Here is a 322-nt window from a genome sequence, read left to right as displayed (position 1 = left end):
CCCAAATCTATTAATTGTTCCAGTGCTTGAAACGGTTCCCGGCATTGATCGAATGCACGATGAAAAGTAACGGATAATCCTTTCGAGGCTTGCATAAGAAACACAAACTGAATGCTCTTTTGGCTTCAGAATGGTTTGAGAGAGTTTACAACCCACCTTTCTTTCGGGAGCTTCGGTGCTATCTTGTTCTTAATGACAGGAGGTGGGCAATACCCTATTCTCCATCGTTTTTTTTTCTTTTTGTTTTTTTGGGGGTTGATTTTGGGGGGTTGCCCCCAAAATTTTTTTTTTTTTTTTTTTTATTTGGGGGTAAAGCCGTTCC

Annotated in this window: 1 pseudogene; it reads right to left on the bottom strand. The window is 40.4% G+C overall.

Going from position 1 to position 322, the window contains the following annotated elements:
• Window positions 1-98 (bottom strand): annotated as a pseudogene (locus tag D0T85_RS22115) (copper homeostasis protein CutC); the annotation flags it as partial.
• Between the last annotated feature and the right edge of the window lie 224 nt (window positions 99-322).

Origin of the sequence: Bacteroides sp. 519 (assembly GCF_010500955.1) — a bacterium.
Lineage (GTDB): Bacteria > Bacteroidota > Bacteroidia > Bacteroidales > Bacteroidaceae > Bacteroides.
This window is presented reverse-complemented; position numbering and strand designations above follow the sequence as displayed.